27 protein-coding genes, 1 tRNA gene and 1 riboswitch are annotated in these 24387 nt (G+C 55.3%); of the genes, 19 read left to right on the top strand and 9 right to left on the bottom strand.

Annotated features, from left to right (window positions below; translation table 11 throughout):
* Positions 1 to 118: 118 nt before the first annotated feature.
* From MOMUL_RS10315 to MOMUL_RS10300, 4 genes are all read left to right on the top strand, one after another.
* A complete protein-coding gene (locus tag MOMUL_RS10315) occupies positions 119 to 2224 on the top strand; it encodes a phytoene desaturase family protein (RefSeq protein WP_201786508.1) in 2106 nt (701 codons plus the stop codon).
* A 30-nt stretch (positions 2225 to 2254) separates the two neighbouring features.
* A complete protein-coding gene (locus tag MOMUL_RS10310) occupies positions 2255 to 3043 on the top strand; it encodes a nitroreductase family protein (protein WP_201786507.1) in 789 nt (262 codons plus the stop codon).
* Positions 3044 to 3355: 312 nt separating this feature from the next.
* Positions 3356 to 3694: an ATP-binding cassette domain-containing protein gene (locus MOMUL_RS10305; protein ID WP_084785591.1), complete on the top strand. Its 339-nt coding sequence runs from the start codon at positions 3356 to 3358 to the stop codon at positions 3692 to 3694.
* 185 nt (positions 3695 to 3879) lie between these two features.
* Positions 3880 to 4689, top strand: coding sequence for a hypothetical protein (locus tag MOMUL_RS10300; protein ID WP_062284680.1), 810 nt, complete (start codon positions 3880 to 3882; stop codon positions 4687 to 4689).
* A 491-nt stretch (positions 4690 to 5180) separates the two neighbouring features.
* On the opposite strand, the gene MOMUL_RS17885 is transcribed toward MOMUL_RS10300, so the two are convergent.
* Together MOMUL_RS17885 and MOMUL_RS15815 are read right to left on the bottom strand one after the other, a co-directional pair.
* Positions 5181 to 5480: a DUF1670 domain-containing protein gene (locus MOMUL_RS17885; RefSeq protein ID WP_407937691.1), complete on the bottom strand. Its 300-nt coding sequence runs from the start codon at positions 5478 to 5480 to the stop codon at positions 5181 to 5183.
* A 291-nt stretch (positions 5481 to 5771) separates the two neighbouring features.
* Positions 5772 to 6056 carry a tyrosine-type recombinase/integrase gene (locus MOMUL_RS15815; protein ID WP_201786506.1) on the bottom strand — a complete coding sequence of 95 codons (285 nt, stop codon included), beginning with the start codon at positions 6054 to 6056 and terminating at the stop codon, positions 5772 to 5774.
* A 69-nt stretch (positions 6057 to 6125) separates the two neighbouring features.
* Between MOMUL_RS15815 and MOMUL_RS15400 the strand changes: the two genes are divergently transcribed.
* The 4 genes from MOMUL_RS15400 to MOMUL_RS10275 all read left to right on the top strand — a co-directional run bounded on the left by MOMUL_RS15400 (position 6126) and on the right by MOMUL_RS10275 (position 8827).
* On the top strand, positions 6126 to 6596 hold the full coding sequence (locus MOMUL_RS15400) for a helix-turn-helix domain-containing protein (protein ID WP_084785588.1): 471 nt from the start codon (positions 6126 to 6128) through the stop codon (positions 6594 to 6596).
* 170 nt (positions 6597 to 6766) lie between these two features.
* Positions 6767 to 7141, top strand: coding sequence for a nucleotidyltransferase family protein (locus tag MOMUL_RS10285; protein ID WP_062284677.1), 375 nt, complete (start codon positions 6767 to 6769; stop codon positions 7139 to 7141).
* Between the two features lie 376 nt (positions 7142 to 7517).
* Complete coding sequence (locus MOMUL_RS10280) at positions 7518 to 8135, top strand: hypothetical protein (protein ID WP_062284676.1); 618 nt, start codon at positions 7518 to 7520, stop codon at positions 8133 to 8135.
* A 254-nt stretch (positions 8136 to 8389) separates the two neighbouring features.
* Positions 8390 to 8827: a GatB/YqeY domain-containing protein gene (locus MOMUL_RS10275; RefSeq protein WP_062284674.1), complete on the top strand. Its 438-nt coding sequence runs from the start codon at positions 8390 to 8392 to the stop codon at positions 8825 to 8827.
* Positions 8828 to 8852: 25 nt separating this feature from the next.
* On the opposite strand, the gene paaI is transcribed toward MOMUL_RS10275, so the two are convergent.
* The 3 genes from paaI to MOMUL_RS10260 form a co-directional block, all read right to left on the bottom strand.
* The gene (gene paaI, locus MOMUL_RS10270) at positions 8853 to 9275 is read right to left on the bottom strand and encodes a hydroxyphenylacetyl-CoA thioesterase PaaI (protein ID WP_054936121.1); all 423 of its coding nucleotides are present in this window, start codon (positions 9273 to 9275) and stop codon (positions 8853 to 8855) included.
* Positions 9276 to 9307: 32 nt separating this feature from the next.
* The gene (locus MOMUL_RS10265; RefSeq protein WP_062284673.1) at positions 9308 to 9550 is read right to left on the bottom strand and encodes a hypothetical protein; all 243 of its coding nucleotides are present in this window, start codon (positions 9548 to 9550) and stop codon (positions 9308 to 9310) included.
* 61 nt (positions 9551 to 9611) lie between these two features.
* The gene (locus MOMUL_RS10260) at positions 9612 to 10754 is read right to left on the bottom strand and encodes a glycerate kinase (RefSeq protein WP_062284671.1); all 1143 of its coding nucleotides are present in this window, start codon (positions 10752 to 10754) and stop codon (positions 9612 to 9614) included.
* Positions 10755 to 10862: 108 nt separating this feature from the next.
* Positions 10863 to 11028, top strand: a riboswitch (M-box (ykoK) riboswitch).
* A 68-nt stretch (positions 11029 to 11096) separates the two neighbouring features.
* Between MOMUL_RS10260 and MOMUL_RS10255 the strand changes: the two genes are divergently transcribed.
* The gene (locus tag MOMUL_RS10255; RefSeq protein WP_062284668.1) at positions 11097 to 12818 is read left to right on the top strand and encodes an ABC transporter permease; all 1722 of its coding nucleotides are present in this window, start codon (positions 11097 to 11099) and stop codon (positions 12816 to 12818) included.
* Between the two features lie 8 nt (positions 12819 to 12826).
* Positions 12827 to 13585: an ABC transporter ATP-binding protein gene (locus tag MOMUL_RS10250; protein WP_062284666.1), complete on the top strand. Its 759-nt coding sequence runs from the start codon at positions 12827 to 12829 to the stop codon at positions 13583 to 13585.
* 167 nt (positions 13586 to 13752) lie between these two features.
* Here the strand turns inward: MOMUL_RS10250 and MOMUL_RS10245 are convergent, their stop codons facing one another.
* On the bottom strand, positions 13753 to 15105 hold the full coding sequence (locus MOMUL_RS10245; protein WP_062284664.1) for a citrate/2-methylcitrate synthase: 1353 nt from the start codon (positions 15103 to 15105) through the stop codon (positions 13753 to 13755).
* Between the two features lie 314 nt (positions 15106 to 15419).
* On the opposite strand from MOMUL_RS10245, the gene MOMUL_RS10240 reads away from it, so the two are divergent.
* Both MOMUL_RS10240 and MOMUL_RS10235 read left to right on the top strand, forming a co-directional pair.
* Positions 15420 to 15902: an AAA-associated domain-containing protein gene (locus tag MOMUL_RS10240; RefSeq protein ID WP_062284662.1), complete on the top strand. Its 483-nt coding sequence runs from the start codon at positions 15420 to 15422 to the stop codon at positions 15900 to 15902.
* A 59-nt stretch (positions 15903 to 15961) separates the two neighbouring features.
* Positions 15962 to 16037: transfer RNA gene (locus tag MOMUL_RS10235), tRNA-Ala, on the top strand.
* 106 nt (positions 16038 to 16143) lie between these two features.
* On the opposite strand, the gene MOMUL_RS16920 is transcribed toward MOMUL_RS10235, so the two are convergent.
* Positions 16144 to 16383: a hypothetical protein gene (locus MOMUL_RS16920; RefSeq protein ID WP_169802191.1), complete on the bottom strand. Its 240-nt coding sequence runs from the start codon at positions 16381 to 16383 to the stop codon at positions 16144 to 16146.
* A gap of 272 nt (positions 16384 to 16655) precedes the next feature.
* Positions 16656 to 16850 (bottom strand): hypothetical protein, encoded by a 195-nt coding sequence (locus tag MOMUL_RS16675; RefSeq protein ID WP_161485004.1) that lies wholly within the window; start codon positions 16848 to 16850, stop codon positions 16656 to 16658.
* A gap of 171 nt (positions 16851 to 17021) precedes the next feature.
* Here MOMUL_RS16675 and MOMUL_RS10230 point away from each other — a divergent pair, with 171 nt between their 5' ends.
* The 5 genes from MOMUL_RS10230 (at position 17022) to MOMUL_RS10210 (ending at position 19722) form a co-directional block, all read left to right on the top strand.
* Positions 17022 to 17375 carry a nucleotidyltransferase family protein gene (locus MOMUL_RS10230; protein WP_062284660.1) on the top strand — a complete coding sequence of 118 codons (354 nt, stop codon included), beginning with the start codon at positions 17022 to 17024 and terminating at the stop codon, positions 17373 to 17375.
* A 108-nt stretch (positions 17376 to 17483) separates the two neighbouring features.
* Positions 17484 to 17708: a hypothetical protein gene (locus tag MOMUL_RS10225; protein WP_062284658.1), complete on the top strand. Its 225-nt coding sequence runs from the start codon at positions 17484 to 17486 to the stop codon at positions 17706 to 17708.
* Complete coding sequence (locus MOMUL_RS10220) at positions 17705 to 18127, top strand: type II toxin-antitoxin system VapC family toxin (protein ID WP_062284657.1); 423 nt, start codon at positions 17705 to 17707, stop codon at positions 18125 to 18127. Before MOMUL_RS10225 ends, MOMUL_RS10220 begins: the two co-directional genes overlap by 4 nt.
* Positions 18128 to 18586: 459 nt before the next feature.
* Positions 18587 to 19324, top strand: a complete 738-nt coding sequence (gene sfsA, locus MOMUL_RS10215) for a DNA/RNA nuclease SfsA (protein WP_062284655.1) — start codon at positions 18587 to 18589, stop codon at positions 19322 to 19324.
* Between the two features lie 155 nt (positions 19325 to 19479).
* Entirely contained in the window at positions 19480 to 19722 is a 243-nt protein-coding gene (locus MOMUL_RS10210) for a sulfurtransferase TusA family protein (protein WP_330219200.1), read from the top strand.
* Between the two features lie 63 nt (positions 19723 to 19785).
* On the opposite strand, the gene MOMUL_RS10205 is transcribed toward MOMUL_RS10210, so the two are convergent.
* Positions 19786 to 20679, bottom strand: coding sequence for a LysR family transcriptional regulator (locus MOMUL_RS10205; RefSeq protein ID WP_062284651.1), 894 nt, complete (start codon positions 20677 to 20679; stop codon positions 19786 to 19788).
* Between the two features lie 78 nt (positions 20680 to 20757).
* Here MOMUL_RS10205 and MOMUL_RS10200 point away from each other — a divergent pair, with 78 nt between their 5' ends.
* Both MOMUL_RS10200 and MOMUL_RS10195 read left to right on the top strand, forming a co-directional pair.
* On the top strand, positions 20758 to 21945 hold the full coding sequence (locus MOMUL_RS10200; RefSeq protein ID WP_153018351.1) for a YeeE/YedE family protein: 1188 nt from the start codon (positions 20758 to 20760) through the stop codon (positions 21943 to 21945).
* Between the two features lie 264 nt (positions 21946 to 22209).
* Complete coding sequence (locus MOMUL_RS10195) at positions 22210 to 24381, top strand: molybdopterin-dependent oxidoreductase (protein WP_062284647.1); 2172 nt, start codon at positions 22210 to 22212, stop codon at positions 24379 to 24381.
* Positions 24382 to 24387 lie beyond the last annotated feature (6 nt).

Here is a 24387-nt window from a genome sequence, read left to right as displayed (position 1 = left end):
GCCGTGTGGAGAGCCCATGTTTATTTTTGTTCACAAAGCAACTCCCTCAAGAATAGTGTAATTGCAGCCCCTTGTATACGGGAAGAAAGTGAAAGAAATGGCCCTACGGCTACCGGGAATGGTCTGGATCTTCTTCGCCTTTGTACCCTGGATCCTGTACTGGGCGCTGTCCGGCCTGGGGCTTTGGACGGCGGCCATTACGGCCGGCCTGGCGTCGGCTCTGGCCTTAAACGCCTTGCGCCTGGCGCGGCGGCAGGGGAAGACGATGGAACTGGTGACGCTTGGTTTCTTCGCCGCCCACTTCGCGGCGACCGTCGTCCTGGGGTCGCCCTTCTTCAAGGTCTACGACGCCGTGCTGGTCGGCGCCACCCTGGCGGCGATGGCCTGGGGGACGCTCCTGGCCGGCAGCCCCTTCACCCACCAGTACGCCCGCGAGGACTGGCCGCGCGAAAACTGGCGCCATCCCCTCTTTTACCGCACCAACGCCCTGATTACGGCAGTCTGGGGTGCGATTTTTACCTTCAACGCCGCGCTGGGTGTGCTGGCGCTTGCCTGGCCGGAGGCCCGCCTCTGGCTCACCGTGGCCGTCCCCAACGCCGCCATCGGGGCCGGCATCGCTTTTTCCCTTTTCTTCCCCAGCTGGTACCCCAAGCACATTCTGGCGCGGGAAATAGCCGTCCGCGAGCCGTACCGGTGGCCGGACCCGGTCTTCGGCCCCGCGCGGCCGGCCGGTGAAGCCGAACACGACGTCATCGTCGTGGGCGCCGGCATCGGCGGCCTTACGGCGGAGGCCCTCCTGGCGCAGCGGGGCCTGAAAGTGCTGGTGGCGGAGCAGCACCACCGGCTGGGCGGCTTCTGCACCTCGTGGGAGCGGCACGTGCGGCGGGACGGCGAGCGGCTGCGCTACGTTTTCGATGCGGGGGTGCACGACGTCAGCGGGCTAGGACCGCGCGGCCCGGTGACCAATCTTTTGCGCCGGCTGGAAATCGGCGACCGGCTGGAATGGCGGCGGGTGGGCCACGAATACGTGCTGCCCGGCTTCCGGCTCAAGGTGCCCGGCACGGCAGAGGAACTGGTCAGGGCTCTGCAGGCGCGCTTTCCCGCGGAACGGGAGGCTATAGCTGCCTTTTTCGCCGAGATGGAGGGCGTATACCGCGACCTCTACGCCGGCGTGGAGCGCACCGGCGGCGTGCCGTGCCCGCCGCGCACGCCGGGGGAGATGCTGGCCTACCCGCGCACCCACCCGTATGCCTTCCGCTGGATGGATCTTCCCTACACGGTCATGCTGGAGCGGTTTTTCCAGGATGCATCTCTGAAACGGTTCCTGCTCCTCCTGACGGGCTACCTGAGCGACCGGCCGGAAACGCTCACCGCCGCCCAGATGGCCCCCCTTTTCGGCTACTACTTCGACGGCGGCTGCTACCCTGTGGGCGGCTCCCAGGCCCTTGCCGACGTGCTGGCAGACGTGATCGAGGCGCACGGCGGCCGGGTACTCCTGCGCGCACCCGTAGAGCGCACCCTCATCGAAGGAGGCCGGGCCGCGGGCGTAATCCTGGCCGGCAGACAAGTCTACCGTGCCGGGGCCGTCATCTCCAACGCCGACGTCCGCAAGACCTTCCTGGAACTGGTGGGGCGGGAACATCTACCGACCGACTTTGTGCGACGCATTGAAGACCTGGAATTCTCTACTTCGGCTTTTGCGGTCTTCCTGGGCGTCGACTTCGTGCCGGACCTTGAGCCGGTCACCCTGGTTCACACCGAAGACGGCCGGGGGCTTGGCATAATGACCCCCTCCAGGGTCGATCCCGGCCTGGCGCCGCCCGGACACGCCGCCATCACCCTGCTGACCCTGGTTCCCCGAGCAAAGGCAACAACCTGGGACCGCCGGATGCCCGATTATGCCCGGCGCAAAAGAGAGTTCGGCGACACGTTGATCACCCTGGCGGAACTGGTGCTGCCCGGCCTGCGGGAGCACATCGTCTTCCTGGAGGAGGTCAGCCCGGCCACGTTCGCCCGCTATGCCTGGACGACGGGCGGTGCCATCTACGGCCCCGCCGCCGGTCAGTGGCGGCCGCCGGCCAAAAGCCCCGTGGAGCGGCTCTACCTGGCTGGCGCCGGCGTTTTCCCGGGGGCGGGCATCGAGGCGGTGGTCATCTCCGGCACCCTGGCTGCCGACGCCCTATATCCTGACGTCAGAGCCAGAACTCCCGGTACAGGCACCTGAAAACGCGTGCACAAGAAGGAGGCTTACATGGTGACCCTTTTAAACAGAGAATGGTACCAGACCATTGCCAGGCGCCGGTCGCGCCGGCTCTATGAGGCGCGGCCGGTGGCGCCCGCCACCCTGGAGCAACTGGACAGGTTCTGCCGGGAATTCAAGCCCTTCCCCGAGGCGCGAGCGGTACTGGTGTCCGCCCCGGGGGAAGAGCTTTTCCGGGGCATTCTGGGGCATTACGGAAAGATTAAGGGCGCCCCCGCGTTCATCGCCTTTATGGGTCAGGTGGAAAGTCCTTACCTTTACGAGCGGGTAGGGTACCTGGGCGAGGGCGTAATCCTGGAGGCAACCTGCCTCGGCCTGGGCACCTGCTGGGTAGGTGGCTTTTTCCGCCCGGAGGTGGCGGCTCGCCTGGTCGGCGCGCGCCCCGGCGAAAAGGTGGTGGCCGTGACACCCGTAGGGTATGCCGCCGGTAGGTGGTCGGCTGAGGAAAAGCTCATGACCGGTTTCGGGCGCAACCACTGGCGTAAGCCCCTGGCGGAACTGGTCACCGGGCTTGACCAATCTTACTGGCCGAACTGGGTCAAAGTGGCGCTGGAGGCGGCCCGCCTCGCCCCCTCGGCAGTGAACCGGCAGCCCTGGCGGTTCGAGGTGGGGAAAAACACTATTACGGTGGCCGTGGACAACCTGCACGACACATACAATATTCCCAAGCGCCTGGACTGCGGCATCGCCATGCTGCACCTGGACCTGGGCGCCCTGGCCGTAGGCGTTACCGGCACCTGGGAGTTCCTGCCGCCGCCCCGGGTAGCCAGGTTTGCCTTGTAATCATAAATGGGACGTGTGGGCTACCCGCTTTCTCTCCTGCGGGAGTGCCGCTTCGCTGTGGTATGGTGGCGCTTGGCGGTGGCGGCGGTGGCTGACGGCCTCGCTCTTTTGCCGGCCGCGCGTCCCTGGACGGAGGGATCCGCACAACAGTCGTCAAGGCCGATTCGAAATCGCGTCTCGGGGCGCACCAGAAACACTCCTTCAGGCCCTTCCCCGTAAAGGGCGATGAGGGTAGGCTGGTCTCAGACCACGGTCACGCGCGGGAGAACCAGGCGTGACGTAGACTCTAGCCCAGAGGGGAAGGAGTGATATGTGAACGTGCTGACCTTGGACCACACGACCCAAATCGTGCCGCAAGCGGAGGACCCTGCCTTGGAAGTGGACGGGCTGGTGAAATCTTACGGAAAGGTTGTCGCCGTCTGCGGTATTAGCTTTCTGGTACCAAAAGGCCAGGTTGTGGGGCTGTTAGGCCCTAATGGGGCCGGAAAAAGCACCACGATTAAGGTTTGCCTTGGGCTGACGCGCCCCACCCAGGGCATTGTGCGGGTGTTCGGCAGTACGCCCGTCACCGTGGAGGCCCGCCGGCGCATTCACCGCCTGGTTCCCCGACTGGTACCCGGCATATATCGCAGCTGGTGGGAACAAGCATAGATAAAAATCGTTGCATATTTCAGATCCGCTCCGAAGTATTATGTGCATGAAACCTGAAACAGCTTAAACTGGTCTCTCATTAATTTGTTGCTACCTAGGCTGAATGTCGCTTGTGAATCCGGGGGTTATGAGTATGTTTTGCGGAGCGCGCAAGACAATATGCTTGTAGATAGAGGGAGGAGAAAATGTTGGATACTAAACTAAAACCTGCTTATGTTCTGTCGATCTTTATCGCAGTCTTAACTTTGGTTGCATCCGCAGGAGGGCTTTTCATCAGCAATCTGTACCGGGACAACTCCAGCTTTGTTCTGATAGGATGGTATGGAAATGACTTGGTCACACTCTTTGTCGCTTTCCCACTGTTGGTTATAACGTTGATTATGTCGATACGCGGTTCGCAGCGAGCACAACTGGTCTGGCTAGGGATGCTAGATTACACCCTTTACAATTATGCCTTTTACCTTTTCGGCGCTGCTTTAAATCGATTTTTCTTGATTTATGTTGCATTGTTCACGTTGTCGATTTTGGCGCTTATCTTTGGACTGGCGAACATCGATGTCAACTCAATCAGCCAGAAATTCCAGGCGAGGACGCCTGTCAATTGGGTTAGTAGTTACATGATGTTATGGGCTATTTTACTAGGGATAGCGTGGATCGGTCAATGGCTAAGTTTTGTTGTAACGGGACAGCTTCCGCAGAGTGGCTTAGATATGGATGGTTTCAAACTGGTGGCTACACTGGATTTATCACTTGTAGTGTCGGGTCTTGTGCTGGGAGCGATCTGGCTGTGGAAGCGCCGCCATTGGGGATATGTACTGGCAGCGATGTTCAATGTCAAGGGTTTCACTTACACACTGGTTTTAACTGTCGGTTCTTTGTTGCAGGCTAATGCTGGTATGGAGGGAACCGCAGCACTGGTACCGTTATGGATTTTTCTTGGTATGGCCTGTCTGATTTCTTCCCTGATTTTATTAAGGAATATGAAAAGGGAGTAGCAAAGTGATTTTACTCGTGTGGAGGGTAAGGGTTTCATCCTGTGATACGATATATTAAGGAATGTTTAAGTTATCCTAGCCGTCTGTGCATTGGTAAGCCTGTTTGTTGCCGCACTTCGTATAACGCTGTATTCCCGCAAGGGCGCGGGAGAGAAGGGACCGGGGTGGGCCGCGCCACACTCACCCAGCCTAAGTCAGGCATGACCGGGCTCGGTCAAACCTAAGATAAGAGTAATCTAAGGTTTGACCTTCACCTTAAGGCTGGGTGTCGACGGGAATCCTCAGGATGTTATACGCCATGCAATGCAGGACGCCCGCCATCCGTGGCGGGATTCCTTGGGTGCGCTTTTTGGAGTTTTTTTAGGGCGTATTTCCTTGTCAACCGCTATTTGATACATTAGCAGGCATTTGCACACCACGCTTTCGTAGGTAGTCACGTATGGTGTTGATGTCTTTTAGGTATGTCCCAATAAGGTCCAGGTACTCGTAGATTACAGATTCCCCCGGCTGAGGACAGTGGCCATTAGCTTGGGATTTAAGCCGTATAGATGTAGTATCAGTACGGAGTCGAACGCCTTGATGTAGACGTCCGCTGACCTTGGACTGTGATAAGTCTGCCGGGCGATTTCCAGAACAGAGAGGCCCTGCATGTGGAGACGTATCACCAGGTCCTTGTGGGTAAGCATACGGCCCATGTCCAGCACTGTTCCGGCGGTGGGCAAGAGGACACTGAAGCGTTCGTGGTAGGCCTCCAGAAGCTGCCGGAAAAGGCTGGGGGAGATGCCCGGCAGCCATTCAAAATCCAGGGAAGCCGGGCAGTACTAGGCTGTAGCCCAGGGCATGATAAGCCAGGATGGGGCTAACCAAAGTTCTTAAGGAAGTTTTTACTTGCGAGCGGGCTATTTCGATGATTGTAAGTGAAATAGTAGTCTTGGAGGGGGTAAGGGTTTTGAGCAAGCAATTATGACTCACATTCAAGAGGTCGCAGGTTCAATCCCTGCCGTGCCCACCATGATAGTTAAGCAGTTTTAAGGGTTTTAAGCATCGTGAACAGCTTCCTGTTGGGAGAAACAGGAAGCTGTTCACATTTTGTTCACCTGAAACCTCCAGGGATGGCAGTCATGAATTGCCGGCCTTTTTTGTGTCCCCGCCGCCGAAGAGGAAGGAGTTGAGCCGCTCCGCCTCCCGGTTGTCGAGTTTTTCCGGCAGGTAGTGGTGGTACACCCGGTAGGTGAACCGGCATTGGCGTGGCCCAGCCAGGCGCTCACCGTTTTTATATCTATACCATTGTGCAAAAGCGAAGTGGCAAAGGTGTGGCGCAGGGCATGGAAGTGGGTGTCCCAGGGAAGGCCGGCCTTATCCAGCACAGGCTTGAAGTAGCGGTTGCACAGGAAGATTTAGGGCCTTTCAAGAAAAGGCGTTAAGGGGTACTAGTTATGCAATGTTATATCTGCGGTGGCGAAATGAAAAAAATCAAGAAAGACGTGGAAGCTACCTGGAAAGGCCGCGCCATCACCTTTCGGGGTATGGATGCCTGGGTATGTGAAGACTGTGGGGAGCAGGCTTACGAACCGGAAGACGTGCGCCTGATGCAGGGCCTGATCCAGGGCACCCTTAAACAGCACGAGTATCCGGAAATTATGAATGTCGAGGAAGTGGCCGACCTGCTGCGGGTAAGCAACCAGACAGTCTACAATCTGGTTAGGAGCGGCAAGTTACCGGCCACTAAAATCGGGCGGGAGTGGCGCTTTTCCCGGAATCAAATCCTCGCGTTAGTTAAAGGTGAAAATTTTTTCGAGCAGGCAGCAGGTTTAGTAGCTCGCGAGGTGGAGGGAAGCGGCATCTCTACCAATGACACTGAAATTATTCAAAAACACCTGGCCGAGATGGGTCAGGTAAGGGGGTAGGCGTCCTGTCCTTACCCCCTTTTCATTATGCACGGGAATTGCGTTTCCAGCTCAAGCTTTCCGTTTTATTTAACTATAGGGGTATACTGTGGTATACTTAAATTAGTGGAACTGCGGGAAAGAGAATGGGGGACGAGGCTGATAACGCTGTTTTAGCAGGGGGACTAAATATGGGTACCCAACCTGACGAGCTGGCTGCTTATTACGCCAGGAAATACCCTTTGACTTTTACCGACGATTTTTCGCCAACTGACCCGTCCCTGACCGAGCGTTATAAGGAAGCCTGGCAAGTTGCTGTCATAGCTGCGGCCATCTTAAAAATGAGATATGGTGCCCCAAAAGTGGTAGCCTTCGGCTCCCTTGTTGACCGTTCCCGCTTTACGCGCTGGTCCGATGTTGATCTGGCGGCGTGGGGCATCCCGGACGACCGGTTTTACGCCGCAGTAGGGGCGGTAACGGGTCTAAGTGAAAAGTTTAGAGTTGACCTGGTTGACCCGGAAGCCTACCGGGACTCTTTACGCAGGGCTATTGAAACGTGGTGGTGAGCATATCTTCTTGCCGAAATATGGTACAGGTCTCCAACTGCATTCCTTGCCCTGTGACGGTGCGGCAGCTAGAGGATGTTTAATCTCACTTTATGAGACATTCGTCCATAAAACGGAGAGGAAGCGGCGAGAATGTGGAGAGGGTCTGGAGAGGCAAATTAAGTTATATTAAACCTGAGAAGTAAGGGCAGGTGCGATTGAAGTGCTTAATCTTTTTTGAAACCCTCTTCTTAAGTATTTCTTAAAGTGTTCTCATATAATTTTAATAAAAGGCGGTTATAGTATAAGCTGAAAGGAGGAGATCAATATGGAAGATGTAGTTACATAAGCCTCGCCTTACCATACTTTATAAAATAAAAAGTGAGGAGACGTTAATATGAGCAAATTCAAAAAATATCTAAGCTTAACTCTAGCCGCCGCGCTGATAATGGGTTTAGGCGTGACAGGCATTGCCCTGGCCCAGGGAAACGCTTCCGCCAAACCTAAGGCGAGTTTGCACCAGATTTACCTGGAAAAATTAGCCGGTGTATTGGGCATCAGCCAGGATCAGCTGGTGAGTGACTTAAAAACAGCAGGACAACAAACTGTTGATACCGCCGTTTCCGAAGGGTTAATTACCGCCGACCAGGCTCAAAAAATGAAACAGGCTATTGAACAGGGACAATTTCCCGGAATGTTTGGAGCAGGAATGTTTGGAGGAAAGGGTCATCGCCCTGGTGTTAGAGGTTTGAATAACCTGGATGCCGTTGCCTCAGCATTGGGAATAACTCCCCAGCAGCTTATGCAGGAATTTAAAAACGGAAAATCGTTACAACAGCTGGCCGCAGAAAAAGGCGTAAGTTTAGACCAGATTAAAGAAAGTATAATCAATGCCACGAAGACCAAACTGGACGAGGACGTAGCCCAGGGCAAGATAAGCCAGGATAGAGCCAACCAGATTATAGAACGCTTACAGCAGCTTGATTTGACTAAATTTCATAGCCGGGCAAAGTAAAATCTCCGGTTCTCACCTGTATAATTTTGGTAAGCAAAGGACGCCCGTACAGGGAAAGACCCGCCTCCTGTATTTAAAATAAAAGGGATAGACCTTGTAGTATTCTACGAATGGGTCTATCCCTTTTTTATAAAAACTATGGGGCTTGTTAAAGGGGAAGTTGCTGCGGTGTTAGCCCTCCATAAATTGACTTCCAACGGGCGATGGTTTACTATAATAGGCGAACTACCAGGAACTTTTGGGAGGATTAAATAATGAAGGCCAGGCTCCAACAAGACATGAAAGAAGCCTTGAAAAGCCACGATAAAATCCGGTTGCAGACTATCCGTATGGTCTTAGCCAGTATCAAAAACGCCGAAATTGAAAAAATGCATCCCCTTTCGAATGAAGAAATGGCTACCGTTATCCAGCGGGAAATAAAAATGAGAAAGGAAGCTTTAGAACAGTTCGCCCGCGGGGGACGGGAAGACCTGGTCCGGCAAACAGAGGCCGAGATCAAGGTCCTGGAAGACTACCTGCCCCAGCAGCTGAGCGATAGCGAACTAAGAGACATCATCCAGCAGACTATCAGCGAAGTAGGGGCCCAGTCGAGCAAGGAAATAGGGAAAGTAATGGCCGCCTTGATGCCCAAAATCCGCGGCCGGGCCGACGGCAAGAAAGCTAACGAAATGGTAAGGCAATTACTCGCTTAAAAGCCACCTGGCCATTACGCACCATTTAACTGCTTTGTTCAGGAACCCGTTTTTTAGCCTGCCGGTAAACGGTACCCCGGGCCAGGGCAATGTTTTCGCCGGTACTGGTAGTAACCGTCAACCGGTAGACCCCGGTGCGCCGGGTAAGGTGTTCTTCCTCGGCAGTAGCTACCAGCTTTGTTCCTACCCGGGCCGGGCTGAGATAATTGATAGTTACCGACAGGGCTACGGCCGGGTCACCGTGGGAGTTGCTGGCTAACCCTAAGGCCGTATCGGCCAGGGTAAAAATGGCGCCCCCGTGGCCGATGCCGTGGAAGTTGGCCATGTTTTCTGTGAGGGTCATGGCCACCCGGGCATAACCGGGGGCCAGTTCCAGGAGTTCAATTCCCAGAGAGCGGGGAAAGGTATCAGCAGCATACCTTTCTTTGACTGCCTGGAGGGAATCCATCGAGTCGCCCTCCCCCGAAAATAGTGGTTTTTTCAAGTCGTTTCCTGCCGGCAGGCTATGATATGATAGGTCCTGCCGTCGCTGTCGCCGCGGCTCTGGTAGTCGAGGCCGTGGTCCTCTAAAAGCTTTAATAACAGGTCGGCCTGGTGGGCATCGGCGGCCTCCATGGTAATGGTAAGGTGATCTCCGGGCTTCAGGCGCGGCAGGACGTCCCGCACCCGGGCCAGGTCGTTGCTGGTAATGGCGGTACCCATCCTTAAGGCAATATCAGGCATCAAAGGGCCTCCTCCCTGATTTTTTCCTTAGTTTTGCCAGGGAGAGGGCCTTTTAATGCTTTTATTTATTCATCACAGTCAACAGCCGCACCAGGCGTTCGGCAGCGTCGGCCAGGAGGGAGGCGGCGTTTTCCAGGCAGTAGGCCAAAGGCACCGGCCGGGGGACGATGCTCATGAAGCCTTTAATGCCATGGTCATAAACGGTGCTGGCGCCTTCGCCAATGGAGCCTACCAGGGCGACCACCGGGATGCCGTATTTCCCTGCTACCCGGGCGACGCCGGCGGGAACTTTACCATAAGCTGTCTGGCGGTTGATTTCTCCTTCGCCGGTGATGACCAGGTCGGCGCCTCTGGCCAGGATGCCGTCGAGGTCCACCGCTTCTATAACAAGTTCAATACCGCGGCGCAAATTAGCGTCCAGGAAGGCTACCAGGCCGGCCCCCAGGCCGCCGGCAGCACCGGCTCCGGGCAGTTCCCGGACATCTTTCCCCAGGTCACGTTCAATGATACCCGCCAGCCTGGCCAGGGCGGCATCCAGGCGGGGGACCATCTCCGGCGTGGCGCCCTTCTGGGGACCGTAGACGGCCGGCGCTCCCCGGGGGCCGCACAGGGGGTTATCCACGTCACAGGCTACCAGGATTTCCGCTTCCTTTACCCGTGGATCCAGGCCCTGGATATCAATGCGGTCCAGTTCCTCCAGCCCGGCGGCACCCGGCCCGATATCCTGCCCCTTAGCATCCAGGAGCTTCGCCCCCAGGGCCTGGGCCATGCCGGCACCGCCGTCGTTGGTGGCACTGCCGCCAATGCCCACAATCAACCGCCGGCAGCCGGCGTCCAGGGCCTGGCGGATGAGCTCACCGGTACCGTAGGTGGTGGTAAACAGGGGGTTACGCTTTTCCCGGGGTACCAGGGGCAGGCCCGAGGCCTGGGCCATTTCCACCACGGCGGTGGTACCATCCCCCAGGATACCCCAGGCGGCCCGGACCGGTTGCCCCAGGGGACCGGTTACGGTGGTGGTGATTTCCCGCCCGCCGGTGGCGGCTACCAGGGTGGTCGTTAAACCTTCACCGCCGTCGGCCATGGGCACGGTGACGGTTTCTACCTCCGGGAAAACCCGTTTGATACCTTCAGCTATAGCCGCCGCAACTGCGGGCGCGTCCAGGCTTTCTTTAAAGGAATCCGGGGCAATGACAATGCGTTTCATTTTTTTACCTCCAGTCGCTAGAACCTCCCTGTAAATATTCGCCGGGAAAATAAAAATACCTACCTTACTTCAACCTTGACACATAAAAAAGCCCAATTTATAATGAAATTAGACCTTCGTTAGGTGAGGCTTCTGCATAGACAGACGCCACTGCCCGGAAACGTCGAAAGACGCCAATGGGTCAACAGGTATTACCGGCTTAAGGTTCTACCTAATGTGGCTGAGAGTTATCTCTAGCTATGCACGTGCCAAAGCTCAACGAGTGGGGGTATATAGGGCTATTTATGAACTCTATGTCTTCCCACTTGGGAAGACTATTTTATTGGTTGGGAGGTGAACCCCGTGGCGCGGGCAACGAACCTGGCTCTGACCATGATTATGGCCGCCCTTTTAATCGCCTTTGCCTACTTTGCCTACCAGGGCCACCGGGCTGTTACCCTGGCAGGAGGGACAACAGTTGTTACCAGTATCGGTATCCTGCCCTATTACGCCTTCCGGTCTTTTGTGCGGATGCTGGGCGCCTATATCCTGTCCTTTATCTTTACCCTTACTTATGGTTATAAAGCCGGGACAGACGAACGAGCCGAGCGCTGGCTCATTCCCATCCTGGATATCCTGCAGTCGGTGCCCATCCTGGGGTTCTTCCCTGCTGCCGTTTACTTTTTTGTCTCCCTTTTCCAGGGCCGCCTCCTGGGGTTTGAACTGGCATCCATCTTTCTTATCTTCACCAGCCAGGCCTGGAATATGACCTTCGGTTTCTATGAGTCCCTGACGACTATACCCAGAGATCTCCGGGAAGCGGCTGATGCCTACCGGGTAAGGGGTTGGCGCCGTTTCCAGAAAATCTACTTACCCGCCGGTATACCCAAGCTGGTATATAATAGCATCATGTCCTGGGCCGGTGGCTGGTACTTCCTTATTGCCGCAGAAATTATTGCCATCGGGCCGGTAGAGTATTCCCTGCCGGGCCTGGGGAGCTACCTCATCAGGACCACGGAGAAGGGCGAGCTGATGCATACAGTGGCCGGCCTTTTAACCCTGATCATGTTAATTACCTTTATGAATATTTTTATCTGGCGTCCCCTTTCCGCCTGGGCGGAAAACTTTAAATATGAATTTGGCAGCGGCGGTGGTAACCATATCCCGGGGGGCTGGGGTTACCGCCTCTGGTGGCAGGCGCCGGGCTTCCGGGAAATCAGGTTGCTGGTGGTACAAGGCGGCGCGGCCCTGACCCTTGCTTTAGAAAGTTATGCCTCTAAACTTGAAAGGAAATTAGCAGGATGGGATTTCTGGCAGCGTTTGGTGGGGATCACCCGGCGCCTTATTTCCTGGGGCCTGGCCTTGTTGCTGGCTTACGCCCTGATGCGCGGCCTGGTGGCCCTGGGCACCCTTTTCCTGATGCCCTGGCAACCGGAGGTCTTCAGCATCCCCAGGGCCATCCTGTTTTCTTTCCTGCGCTTGCTGGCAGCATACCTCCTGTCCCTCACCTGGACGGTTCCGGTAGCCATCTGGATTGGGCACAATAAAAGGGCCTATGAAATCCTGACACCTGTGTTTGAAATACTGGCTTCAGTGCCGGCAACAGCTCTATTCCCCATTATTGTTTTTATCCTGGTAGGCCTGACGGGGGGCATGAACCTGGCGGCCGTACTGCTGGTGTTGACGGGTATGCAGTGGTATCTCCTTTTTAACCTCATCGCCGGGGTGAAAAGCATTCCCCGGGATTTAAAGGAGGCGGCGGCAGCCTTTGGCCTGAAAGGTTTCGGGTACCTGCGCCGGGTAGTCCTGCCGGCCATGGTGCCGTCCTTGATTACCGGCAGTATTACTGCCTGGGGTGGCGGCTGGAATGCCCTGATTGTTGCCGAATATGTGGTCTATGCCGGCCAGACCTATACGGCCTTTGGTATTGGCTCCTTGCTGGATACGGCTACTTATAGCAGCGGCAGCTTCCAGTTGATCTGGTCCAGTCTAATAGCCATGATGGTGACTATCGTCCTTATGAACCGTTTCTTCTGGCGGCGGCTCTATGAGGTGGCTGTCCAGCGGTTTAAAATAGAAGCCTGAAGGGGGTGGTGTCCCTGGCCTTACTGCTTGAAGTCAGTCATGTTTTTAAAACCTATACCGATGCCAACCGGTCCCTGACGGTCCTTAATGATATTTCTTTTACCATAAATAAAGGTGAATTTGTCTGCCTGGTAGGCCCGTCGGGTTCTGGTAAGAGCACCCTGCTGAGGATGGTTGTCGGCCTGGACCGGCCGTCCCGGGGGCAGATTTTTTACCGCGGCCAGGAAGTTAACGGCGTCATGGACAAAATGGCCATGGTCTTCCAGTCCTTTGCCCTGTTGCCCTGGCTGACGGTCATGGGTAACGTAGCCCTGGGCCTGGAAGCTCAAGGTATACCCCGGCCGGAAAGGGAGGCCATTGCCAGTAAATATATTGATAAGGTGGGCCTGGATGGTTTTGAAGAGGCTTACCCGCGGGAGCTTTCCGGCGGCATGAAACAACGGGTGGGCATTGCCCGGGCCCTGACCATGGAACCGGAACTCCTCTGCATGGATGAACCCTTTTCCGCCCTTGACGCCTTTACGGCCCAGAACCTGCGGGAGGAACTACTGGACCTGTGGCTGGATGTAACGTTGCCCGTCAAGTCGGTCTTCATGGTGACCCACGGCATTGAGGAAGCCGTTTTTATGGCCGACCGGGTGATTGTGTTATCGAAAAGGCCGGCCCGGATACTGGCCGATGTCAGGGTAGACCTGCCCCGCCCGCGCAATATGAAGGATGAAGCCTTCGCCCGGGTTACGGATAAGATATACTCCCTTTTATTCTAGGACCGGGTATAGGCTTTGCTTTGGATGGCGCTATTGGAAAACGCTTGAATGGCATTCAAGAGGTCAAAAATTAAAAAAAGGGGCCGGATCACCACCGTCCCCTTTTTAGTTGTTAGACGGATAAAAAACCCCCTAGCCACCTTAAAACCCTTTCTAGCAAAGGCAATTTACCTTTGCTCCAGGGGAATATACTTTCTTTTACCTATCACATTTTTGTAGGCGGGCCTGATAATCCTGCCCCCGCTCACCAGCTCTTCCAGCAGGTGGGCACACCAGCCGGAGATTCTGGCTATGGCAAAAATTGGCGTATAAAGTTCGACGGGAATATTTAACATCTTATAGACAAAGCCGGAATAGAAGTCCACATTGGGAGCGATAATCTTTTCGGTACCCTTTTTCGCGGCAAATAATTCCGGCGCCACCTTTTCAATGGTCAAGTAGAGGCCAAATTCTTCTTCCATGTTTTTCTCTCTGGCCAGTTCAGCAGCCTTGTTTTTCAATAAAACAGCCCGGGGATCAGACAGGGTATAAACAGCATGGCCGAGGCCATAGATCAATCCCTTTTTATCAAAGGCTTCCTTATTTAGAATTTTAGTCAGGTAGTATTTGATTTCCTCCTCATCGGCCCAGTCCCTCACATTTGTCTTTATATCATCGATCATTTCCATTACCTTAATATTGGCGCCGCCGTGTTTTGGACCCTTTAAAGAACCCACTGCTGCCGCAATAACCGAATAGATATCGGTTCCCGTTGAAGAGACCACATGGACGGTAAAGGTCGAGTTGTTGCCGCCGCCGTGCTCGGCATGGAGCACCAGGGCCAGGTCCAGCAGTTCGGCTTCCAGGCGGGTGTAGTGGTTGTCAGGCCTGATCATGTACAGGAAATTTTCGGCCGTGCTCAGTTCTTTTCGCGGCAGGTGAATATACAAACTTTGATTTTCATAAAAATGGACTTTAGCCTGGTAACCGTAGGCCACCATGATGGGGAAGCGGGCAATCAGCTCAATACTTTGCCTGACGACGTTTTTGATACTTAAATCATCCGGGTTTTTATCATAGGAATAAGAAGCTAAAACGCTCCTGGCTAATTTATTCATGATATCATTGCTGGGGGCTTTTAAAATCATGTCTTCAACAAATCCATCAGGGAGGCACCGGTTTTCAGCAAGGAGATTTGTAAATTCCTCCAGCCATTGCCGGTCAGGTAACTCGCCAAAAAGCAATAGATAACAAACTTCCTCGAACCCATAGCGCCCTTCCTTCTGGAAACCTTTGACAATATCCCAGATGTCGATGCCCCGGTAGAGCAGCCGCCCCTGATCGGGGATTCTCTCGCCCTCATCGAGAATGTAGCCGTGGACTTCGCCGATCTCGGTCAGGCCCACCAGGACACCGGTACCGTCGCTGTTACGCAGGCCCCGTTTGACATTATACTTCTCATATAAATCCGGCTCGATGTAGTTATTTTTTTCAGCCAGCAGGGCAAGTCGATCCAGGTAGGTCAAGCCATCTATTTGCATGTTAAAACATCCTTTCTACTAAACGGGTAAAGTTATTTATCCTCTTTATATTCTTCACCAAAGCTTATTTTCCTTTTTTGGATGGAGAAAAATTAGTCATACGTTGCCCTGTAAGGCAAAAAGCTTGTTTTGTTGATCCCTCCTGGCAGAACCTGGGGGAGAAATACTTTAAGCTGTCGCCAGGAAGCAGTTTTTATAGCTGTATCCCAGGCATAAAAGTTCTTATTAGGTGCTGAATTCTGTTCTAAGATCTGGTATAATATGATAAAATAGTGGTACCTGAAGTTGGTATCCAATAGGGGGTCATAGCCACGGTGGACGCTGGGCCTTTACCCCAGGTAGGTATAGGGATGGTCATTGGCCTGCTCGAAATGCTGGAGGATGTCCGGGGGAGGGAAGATATCTTTAAACTGGCCAGCAGTCTTTCGATGGAATTGGATGATATCGGACCGGTCATAGAGGCAGCTAAGGTGCTGGGCCTTATTGAAACTACCAATGGCGATATTACCCTGACCGGTCTGGGCACCCAGTTGCTCAATGCTGACATCAACGAACGGAAAAATATAATTGCCGGCCGGTTGCAGCAGTTGCCGGTCTTTAGAGAGGTCCTGCAGCTAATTAATTCCAGGCGTGGCCGGCAGGTGCGGCGGGATCAGGTTATCAGCCGCTTTGCCCGCCGGATGTCTGATGAGGATGCCGAACTCCTGTTTAAAACCGTCGTCGACTGGGGCCGCTTTGCCGAGATTATCGGCTATGATACCAAGGGAGAAGTTTTATACCTGGATGAGGGAGAATAAAGATTATCCAGCTGGCCCTTGACAAACAGGTCAGGGGCCAGTATAATTAACAGTGCCGTGGGGCTATAGCTCAGTTGGGAGAGCGCTTGAATGGCATTCAAGAGGTCAGGGGTTCGACTCCCCTTAGCTCCACCAGAAAAGGAAAGCAATGCAAGGGTTTTCGGAACCGTGAACAGCTTCCTGTTGACAGAAACAGGAAGCTGTTCACATTTTGTTCACCTGCAACCTCTAACGCTGGCAGTTACGAACTGCCGGCCTTTTTTGTGTCGCCGCTGCCGAAGAGGAAGGTGTTGAGCCGCTCCGCTTCCCGGTCATCGAGCTTTTCCGGCAGGTAGTGGTGGTACACCCGGTAGGTGAACCCGGCGTTGGCGTGGCCCAGCCAGGCGCTCACCTTTTTTAGTCGGCCGCGCCCTCCCGACCCTTGATCCGGGCGACAGGTCTGGCTGGCCCTGACAATCGGCCTGCCGCAAAAGAACCCCAACCCTCCCACCCATTGGCGCCGGGGAGAGCGTTTCATGTGTTAGGGAATTAATGCTGCAAGTTTTCTTCCTTTTATCGGGCGCCTTACGGCGCCCAGACCCCTCCGCCCGCGCTCCGCTGCCGCCGGCCTCCACCCGGCCGGGCCTGCGGCCCGGCCCCCGCTCCGGCCCGGCTCTGCTCCGCGCCGGCTCCGGGGCAAATATACGCGCCCACTCCCTTCGCGGCCCTGCGGGCCGCTTCGGGAGAGGGCGCAGGTCAGCTACCCATAGCCCGTTAGTTATGATAGGGCATGACGCCGTTTTTTGACCGCTGGTGCCACCCGGCCTTCCGGCCGTCAGCCGTCGGCCGGGATCCGCCAGCTGCCTGAGGGGGTGGCTGATGACCACAACCCTCCGGCACGCGGCGGTAAATCCTTAAAGACCTTTCCCGGCCGGCTTTTTTGTAGATCCCTGTTTCCTTATGGTTCATATACTCGCTTAAAATGGACAGTTTCTGGATCCCGTTTGCGAGATAACCGGTTCAAGCGGTGGAAAATAACTCCATAATATAATTAACCTGTGGTATACTTAAATTACTAGATTGCGGGAAAGAGGATGAGGGACGAGGCTACATAAAGCTATTTTAGCAGGGGGCTAAAATATGGGTACCCAACCTGAAGAACTGTCTTTTACCGACGATTTTTCAAAACCTGACCCCTCCCTAACCGAGCGTTATAAAGAAGCCTGGCAGGTTGCTACCAGAGCTGCGGCCATCTTAAAAGAGCGATATGGTGCCCAAAAAGTGGTGGCCTTCGGCTCCTTGGTTGATCGTTCCCGCTTTACACGCTGGTCCGATGTTGATCTGGCGGCGTGGGGCATCCCATACGACCGGTTCTACGCCGCAGTGGGGGAGGTGACGGGTCTTAGTGAAAAGTTTAAAGTTGACCTGGTTGACCCGGAAGACTGCCGCGAATCTTTACGCAGGGCTATTGAAAGCGAAGGGGTCGAGCTATAATTTTTCTGTATTTGCTTGCGTTTTTTAAAGAGCTATGGCAGATGGCTGTATAGAGGAATGAAACGTGATATATTTAAAGTAAAGTAATGTGCCAAGGGGGGAGTGCCAGTGGGCCTCGAGCAAAGGCTTAATGAGCTGGAAGCAAGGGTAAATAACCTGGAAAGAAAATTTAATTCTGAAATGGAAGTGGATCTCTTAAGAAAAGAATTATCTCAACCTGTGGACAGAAGTGCAGAGGATATAGAGCAGGCCTTAAAAATAATAGGTATAGGCGCAGGCCCGCGGGATATGGCGAAAAACTTTCGCCGTTATCTCTATGAGGGGAAACGATGAGCAGGGCCGTTTTTGTTGATGCCTCGGCTTGGATTGCCATAACCAACCGAAGGGATGATTATCACTTTGTTGCTCAAGAACTTTACCGCGAGCTTTTAGCCGGGAAAACCCCTTTATTTACGACTACTTGGGTAGCCTATGAAGCTCTTTCTTTGATAAAAAGCCGGATGGGTTTAAAAAAAACATTGGAGCTCTGGGGAGTATTGAATAACCAGCGGTTAGTTAAACTTGTAAGGGTTAGCCGGATAATGGAGAAAGCCGGGCTGAAAATATTCTTTGATTACCAGGATAAGACCTGGGGAGTGGTGGACTGTATTTCTATAGCTACTATGCGCTTATTAAACTGCCGGCGGGCTTTTGCTTTTGATGAGCATTTTCGTGAGGCGGGCAGGCAAAGCGGGCTGGAAATTTTACCTTGAGCCTTAGCTTATGCGGGTTCTACCCGTCTGCCGGCCGTCAGCCGTCGGCTAGGACCCGCCATGTGACTGGCGGTGTGGCTGATAGGAACGCGGCGGGAAATGATTAAACAGGTTTCGGTCCGTCAAAAAAGTTGTTCACATTTAGTTCACATACTTACCGGATCGAGCGGGATTTTTGTGGACGTGACAAAACGTCCCTGGCTGGGGAGCCTTGTAATTACTAGGTTTTGCGGTACCAAGTAAATCCTGGTGGACATCTTGAAATGGCCGTAGTCTGAATGGCATTCAAGAGGTCAGGAGTTCGACTCCCCTTAGCTCCACCAGAAAAGCAAAAGTGCCGCAGAGTGATGTGGCATTTTTATTTTTACCACCGGGCTTGACGTTTTTTAGGTGCGGTATGGGTAGTGAGCAAAGGGTAAGAGCCAGAGCAGCATAGCTTCCGGAGGGCAGGGATTTTTTATGGTCAAGTTGCCTGAAAACCTGACTAAAGCCCGTTTCCTGGCCCGGCCCAACCGCTTTACCGTAATAGCGGAAAAGGCCGGGCAACAGGTAACGGCCTTCCTGCCCGACCCGGGGCGGCTGGCTGAATTGCTGCTGCCCGGGGCCGAGCTTTACCTGGCTCCGGGAGGGCCCGGCGAGGGGCGGAAAACTGCCTACGACGTGGTCCTGTTACGCCGGGACGGCACCTTTATTTCCCTGGACAGCCGCCTGCCCAACCGCCTTTTTGCCGCCGCCTTCCAGGCCGGGAGGCTTGACCCCTTCAAAGGTTACCGGCAGCTGGCGTCTGAAGTCCGGGCCGGCTCCAGCCGCCTGGACTTTTTATTATCGGTGGGCGGGGAGAAGCAGGAAGAGAGACCGCATGGTGAGGGGCTACCGCCCTGTTATGTTGAGGTCAAATCAGTAACTTTGGTGACCGGTGCAGGGGTAGCCCTTTTCCCCGATGCCCCTACTAGCCGCGGCAGCCGCCACCTGCAGGAGTTAATGGCTTTACGGGCCAGGGGTTACCGGGCGGCGGTGGTATTCATAATCCAGCGGGAAGATGCCTCGAGTTTTACCCCTAATGAAGCCACCGATCCCCTTTTTGCCCGGGCTTTGCGGGAGGCGGCAAATGCCGGGGTCGAAGTTTACGCCTACCGCTGCCGCATCAGTCCAGCGGCGGCCCGCCTCAGCGATCCCGTGCCTGTAGAGCTAACCTGAAAATAGCCTGGACCGGGTCATCTTCGTCCACATTTCCATGCTTGTCAGAATAATCTAAGAAACGTCATAGGGGAATTTAGAGTGGCCTTAACTGGCGGCAGGATTCAATGGGTCGGTAGCGAATTTAATTTTAAGCTGAAACGTATAAAAACATTATGGAAGCAGGAACTGGTATGGCTGTTTACCGGTTGGATACATGCGGGGAAATGTGCCCGATACCGATTGTGCGCACAAAGGTCAAGCTCAAACAACTGGCCCGGGGCGATATTCTCATTGTTACCAGTGACCACAGTTGCACCAGCCAATCCCTGGCCGAAACAGTGCAAAAAATGGGGTACCGCGTCGAGGTCAGGGGGGTGGCCAACGGCATCTGGGAAGTTGTAATTGAGAAGGGTTAACCTGACTGGCCCGGGTTCAAGGTAGGGAGAAGCAGAAGAGATACATGGGGGCTGGCTAAAGGTTTAACAGAAAGCCTTCTTATTAGTTAACAGGAAACGAAAGAACTTCTTTTGCAAACTTGTGGCCGGTTTGCCGGCCGGGTAAACAATATTAAAGGTGCTGCGGAAGGAAATGCCGTCCACCTGCAGGGCCTTTAAAGTGCCGGTTTGGATTTCCCGCCGGATGGCCAGGCGGGAGAGGAGGGAAACCCCGTGGCCGGCGGTAATGGCTGATTTAATGGCGTCGTTAGAATTTAACTCCAGGACAACATTCAGGTTGGCAATGCTTAGACCCTGCCCGGCCAGGGCGCGGGCAATCACCCCGCGGGTACCGGAGCCCTCTTCCCGCAGGATTATGGGCAGGCGGCAGAGTTCTTCTAAAGTCACCCTTTCCTGGCCCTGCCAGCCGGCAGGTACAATTAAAAGGAGTTCATCTTCAGCTACACCCCGGGTGGCCAGTCCGGGCTGGTCGACAGGTCCTTCAATGAGGCCGATATCAATAGTTCTATCCAGCAACTTCTGGATGGTTTCTTCCCTGTTGCCGACCAGTAATTTGATATTGGCATCGGGGTATTTTTCTTTAAAGCTGTAAATGGTGCAGGGCAGGGCATAGCTGCCGATGCTGCTGCTGGCGCCGACAATGAGGCGTTCCTGGCCGCTTTTCCAGTTGTTGAGGTCGCGTTTTAGATTCTCAGCCAGCTGGAGGAAGGTCTGGCCGTATTCGTAAACGATTTCCCCCAGGGCCGTTAACTCCACCCCTTTGGTAGTGCGGGTAAAGAGTTCGACGTCCAGGTCATTTTCTAACAGTTGGATTTGATAGCTCAGGGAAGACTGGGACATGTGCAGGAGGCGGGCTGCTTCGGAAATGGATTTTACCTGAGCTACCGTGCAAAAGGCCTGCAGGTGGTTGAGGTTCATGACCAGACCTCCCTGATGGATGGTTACGATTTTATTATAACATATTGCAACTATCTGGTGGATAAGGCGGTAAGTACCATGGCAAAGGAACTGCAAATGGATAAACAGGTCAAGGTCAACCTCAGGTCCCAGGAACCTTACGCCCTTGGTTTAGCCCTGCTGGCGGCCGGTATCTACTGGTGGCTACAGGGACACGGGCCGGGACTGGGCGAAGCCTGGCTTTTTGGCCTGGCCTTTGGCTTTGTCCTCCAGCGCAGCCGGTTTTGTTTTGTGGCCGCCTTCCGCGATCCCATCATTACCGGTAACACCTCTTTGAGCCGGGCCGTGGTCATCGCCCTGGCGGCAGCCACCCCGGGGATGGCCCTGGTGACCTGGAGGGGGGTTACCCTGGCGGATGTTCACCCGGCAGGCTGGCATACCCTGGCCGGCGGCCTCCTCTTCGGGGTGGGGATGGTCCTGGCCGGCGGTTGCGCCAGCGGCAATTTAATGCGGGTTGGCGAGGGGCACCTGCTGCAATGGCTGGTCCTGGGCGCCTTTATCGGCGGTTCCCTCTGGGGGGCCCGTGATTTCGGCTGGTGGCAGCAGGTAAGCATTAGCCGTTCTCCCACCCTGTTTCTCCCCAAAGTGCTGGGTTGGGGGCCGGCCCTTGTTATCCAGCTCCTGGCCCTGGGGCTGATCTACCTGGGTTTAAGGCACCTGGAAAACCGGTCCTTTCCTGATTTTACTCCCGCCAGGAGGCCGCGGCAGCCCTTTCACCTGCGTCGCCTGTGGACCCGTCCCTGGCCTTACTGGACTGGAGGACTGGCCCTGGCGGTCCTGGATGTGGCTTTAATTTGGCGCGGGGGCCAGCCCTGGGGTATTACCACCGCCTTTAGCTACTGGGGCGCCTGGCTCTGGGAGGCTTTTACCGGAGCGCCGCCGGGCTGGTACTATTATTCCCTGCCGGCCCACAGCCGGGCTTTGAGCCTGGGGTTCCTGGCCGAGCCCCGTACGATCCTGGACCTGGGGATCATCGGGGGGGCCTTTTTAGCGGCCCTGGCAGCTTCGGAATTTCGCTTCCACTGGCCGCGGCGCTGGCCCCTGGTGCCAGCCGCCTTAGTAGGCGGGCTGTTGATGGGTTACGGGGCCAGGATTGCCATGGGGTGCAATATTGGTGCCCTTTTCAACGGCATCGCTTCCTTCTCCCTCCACGGCTGGCTCTTCGGTTTGGGCCTGGCCGGCGGCGCTTACCTGGGGAGCAAGCTCCTGCTCCGTTTCCTGGTATAAATCTGCAACCTATCGAAAGGTCTGGTGGCCGTCGAAGATACCGTTAGACAATTACTGAACCAAAGGGCTGTCAGGCCGCATGATTCCTAGCCAAGGGGAGCTTTTGCAGCTCCCCTTGGCCTTTACCAGGGCCATTCCAGGGAGGCAGGAGAAAGGGATGTTAACTAGTAAAATATATTGTGAAAGTAACATTGAGGGCAAATAGATGCCTGAATACATGTGTTAATAGCAACAGGTTACTTAATTGATAACGGAGGTGAGGGCATGTTAGAACAAAGAATAAGCCGGCGAACCTTCCTGAAAGGATCCCTGGTGGCCGGGGCCCTGGCCACCTTTGGCGGCAGGCTGGTGCCCCTGGGGCAGGCGGAGGCGGCAGAGGCAGCAGCCCCGGCGGCTTCCCAGGTCATCCCCACTATTTGTGAAATGTGCGGGGTTAAATGCGGTATTCTGGCCCATGTCCGGGAGGGCCGGGTATGGCGCCTTACCGGTAATCCCCAGGACCCCCAGAGCAATGGCCGTTTATGTGCCCGGGGCAATGCCGGAACCAAGACCCTCTATGACCCCGACCGCCTGAAGCAGCCCATGAAGAGGGTGGGAGAAGGGAAGTTCCAGCCCATTAGCTGGGAGCAGGCCTTTAAGGAAATTGGAGCAAAGCTCCAGGAATTGAAAGGCCGTTATGGCCCCCAGACCCTGGTCTGGCTGGCGCACCCGGAGCTTATTGCACCCCTGGAGAAGCATTTCATGGCCGCCTTCGGCTCTCCTAATTATACCGGCCATGGGCCGACCTGCTACAGCAGCCGCAACGTGGCTTTTGAGCAAATGTACGGCGGTGTCCCCGGGGTGGACTACCGTAATGTGAAGTACTACATTGCCCTCGGCCGCAACCTCACGGGAGGCATTAAAAACCCTGACATTCAAAAGATAGTTGCCGCGAAGGCAGAAGGCGCCCACCTGGTGGCCGTAGACCCGCGCCTGAGTGATTTTGCTTTCTTTGCCGATGAGTGGCTGCCCATCAGGCCGGGTACCGACCTGGCCCTGGTTCTGGCCATGATTAACGTTATCATTAATGAAAACCTCTATGATGCCGCCTTTGTAACGGAACGCACTGTGGGCTTTGAAGAATTAAAAGCCGGGGTGGCTACTTATACCCCGGAATGGGCGGCTAAAATCACGGGAATAGACGCGGCGACCATCACCCGCCTTGCCCGGGAACTGGCAGCGGCCAAACCGGCGGCAGCCATCGATCCCGGCTGGCATGCCGTTACCGGTTCCCAGTATTACAACAGCGTCCAGACGGCCCGGGCCGTAGCCGCCCTCAACGCCTTGCTGGGGAATCTCGGCGCCAAAGGCGGCCTGGCCTTCCCGCCTGGGATTAAATTTGGTGATCCCTCCGGTATCATGGGGCCCAAACCGCCGGCGGCAGCGGGGCCACGCTGGGATGGGGCCGGCAGCGAGAAATGGCCCCTCAATAAGGCCCACGGCATGATCCAGATTTTCCCTGAGAGGGTCAAAGAAGATAAACCCTACCCCATCAAAGCGGTAGTGATCCAGCACCTGAACCCGGTACGCTCCAGTACGGATTCCGGGGCCTTCATTGAGGCGTTGAAGCAGCTGGAGCTGGTGGTGGCCATCGATATCCAGATGAACGATACGGCCTACTATGCCCATTATGTGTTGCCGGAATCCACCTACCTGGAAAGGTACGACCCCCTGATGACGGCGGGCAACAAAGTGGTGTTGCGCCAGCCGGCAATAGAGCCCCTTTTTGATACCAGAGGCGCTGAAGAAATCATCACCGGCCTGGCTAAAGCCGCGGGCTTAAGCGAGTACTTTAACTTTACCCTGGAACAATATAACGACGCCCTGCTGGCTCCCCTGGGCCTGACCCAGGCGCAGCTGGCCCGGATAGGAGTCGCCGAAGTAGAAGCCAGGAAACCCGATTACACCAAACTCAAGACTCCTTCCGGCAAAATTGAGCTGGCCTGCCAGGCCTTTGTCAAGGCCGGCAGCACCCTTACCCCGGCCTGGGAGCCGCCCCTGGTGGAACCCAAGGGAGACGAGTTCCGTTTCATCCAGGGCCATGTACCCGTGCACACCCATACCACTACTGACAACAACGCCTACCTGCACGCCATCATGCCGGAAAACGAGCTGTGGATCCATCCCGGCCGGGCCGGTAAGCTGGGTATCAAGACGGGGGATATGGTTGAAGTGGCTTCCAAGGTAGGCAAGGTCAAGGTGAAGGCCCGGGTGACGGAGGGCATCCACCCCGAGGCCGTTTTCCTGGCCCATGGCTTTGGCTGCGGTGTTCCTTTAAGAAAGCTGGCCTATAACAAAGGCGCCAATGACAGCGCTTTGATACCGGTTATTACGGCGCCTGTCTCCGGGGCGGCGGCCCAGTGTGAGACCCTGGTGACGGTACGGAAGGCAGGGTGAGTTTAG

It is taken from the genome of Moorella mulderi DSM 14980, assembly GCF_001594015.1.
GTDB classification, from domain to species: Bacteria; Bacillota; DSM-521; order Neomoorellales; family Neomoorellaceae; genus Neomoorella; species Neomoorella mulderi.
Note: the sequence above shows the minus strand (reverse complement) of the source record. Positions and strands in the feature narration are given on the sequence as shown.